Origin of the sequence: Rhodococcus sp. R1101 (assembly GCF_000278445.1) — a bacterium.
GTDB classification, from domain to species: Bacteria; Actinomycetota; Actinomycetes; order Mycobacteriales; family Mycobacteriaceae; genus Rhodococcus; species Rhodococcus gordoniae.
Map to the genome: position 1 here is coordinate 1 of NZ_AJVB01000615.1, position 1,945 is coordinate 1,945.

Annotated in this window: 1 protein-coding gene and 2 pseudogenes; all 3 read left to right on the forward strand. The window is 70.6% G+C overall.

What is annotated here, in order from left to right; genetic code table 11:
* Nucleotides 1-523, forward strand: a pseudogene (locus R1101_RS0122340) (hypothetical protein); the annotation flags it as partial.
* Between the two features lie 57 nt (nucleotides 524-580).
* Nucleotides 581-1,636, forward strand: a complete 1,056-nt coding sequence (locus tag R1101_RS0122345; RefSeq protein ID WP_016935446.1) for a DNA polymerase III subunit beta family protein — start codon at nucleotides 581-583, stop codon at nucleotides 1,634-1,636.
* 17 nt (nucleotides 1,637-1,653) lie between these two features.
* Nucleotides 1,654-1,945, forward strand: a pseudogene (locus R1101_RS29840) (hypothetical protein); the annotation flags it as partial.

The window sequence follows — 1,945 nt, forward strand, 5'->3', positions numbered from 1 at the left end:
GAAGGTGTCGAACGCGCGCGACCTCACCGAGGAACTCCGTGTGCTGCGCGGACGCATCCTCGGCCAGCTCGACGCCGTTCGCGAACAGCTCGACGACGTCCCCACCCTGCTCGCAGCGATCACCCGCGAAGGCGAACTGCTCGACCGGGAGATCTCCCTCGACGAGCCCCGCACGACCGTCCTCGGCACGGCGCGCGACAACAAGCAGGGCGGCGACAAGCAGGGTTCGGACGACGAGAGTCCGAAGGAGCCGGCATCCCCCGAGGCCGACGCGAAGGCGGACAGGACCGCGCCGCTGCCGCAGACCGACAAGACCACGCCCATGCCGCAGGCCGACCGGCCGGTGCGGATCCCGAAGAGCGACGCCTCCGGCCCGAACTCGGCCGCGCAGCCGAACAGCGGCGCACGGGGATCCCAGTCCACTCCGCGTACGCCGAACGCCTCGGCGCCGCATCGCTCGCCCTCGGTCGGTGCCGGTGCGCAGGGTCGCTCCCCTGCCGTGGCCAGCAAGGTCCGCAACTGACGGTCGGCCGGCCCTCGGGCTTGACCTTCGAGTCGGTCGAAGCTTCATGATGGGGCTGTGACCGACCCGGAGATGATGTCGATCGGCGTGTTCGCCGAACTCGTCGGATCGACCGCGAGCGCATTGCGGTTCTACGACGACGCCGGCCTGCTGCGTCCCGCGCAGGTCGATCCGTCGACGGGATACCGGTTCTACAGTCGCTCCCAGGTCCCGCGCGCCTGCCGGCTGCGGCAGTTGCGGGAGATCGGGATGCCGCTGCTCGCCATCGGCGAGTTCTTCGCCACCGGCGCGGACGAGGCCGCACGGCTGCTCGACGACCACGTCGCCGGGATGACCACGGAGGCCGAGAGGCTCCGACGGGCCGCCGAGACACTCGGAGCGTCCTTGCGTGCCGAATCCCGCCGCGTGATCTGCACGGTGCCGGGACCCTTCCTTGCCGGCGCCGTCGATCAGGTCTCCGCCTCCACCGGTCACGACCCCGACATCCCGGTGCTGAACGGCGTGCACATGGAAACCGGATCCGGCTGCGTGAGGCTGACCGCCACCGACCGGTACCGGCTCGCCACCCGGACGCTCGTGCCCACCGACCCGACCTGCCCGTCCTGGGCCGGAACACTCGCCGGCGACGACCTGCGGGTCGCGACGTCCCAGCTCCGACGCAGTCCATCGGTGACCGTCGAAGCGGACGAGCGGGCGGTCACCTTCCGCACCTCCGGCGACGACGTCCTCCACTGCCGTCTGCTTCCCGAACCGTTCCCCGACCACCGACTCCTGCTGGACTCGCTCCCCGCGGCGACACAGCGGGTCACCCTCGGCAAACGCCGGGTGGTGACGGTGCTCGAACAGAGAGCACCGGAGACGGTCGGCCTACGGACCTCCCCCGGCCGGCCCGCCCTGGTGTTCCCCGACGGGGACGAGATACCACTCGACGGTACGGCCACCGGAGCAGAGTCGACGATCTGGTTCGACCTGGTCACCGTGTATCCCGCGTGGAGTCACGCGCTCGGCGACGACCTGATGCTCGACATTCGCGGCACCGATCTGCCGGTCACCGTCCGGTCGGCCGACGACGGGGATCTCACCACACTCGTCATGCCGCGCAGCGCCCCCTGAAGCACTCCCCCTCAGCAGTGCCCTCCGGAACAGCGACACCCCGGATCCGCCGAAGACCTCGACAGGAGCCCCGCCATGTCCACTTCCCCCTCGACGCTGCCGATGTCCTCCCCGACGAGCGTGCCCGAAAACACCACGACACCCTCCGCGTCGCGGGCTTCCATCCGAGCCTGCACCTGAACCTGGCCGACGACTTCCGCCGTCTCGGGTCGTTCCGGGCGGCCGCGGAACATCTCGACCGCGCGCAGGACCACATGTCCGCGCTCCCCGACGATCCCTACGGCGAGACCATCCGCACAGCCGTGCACG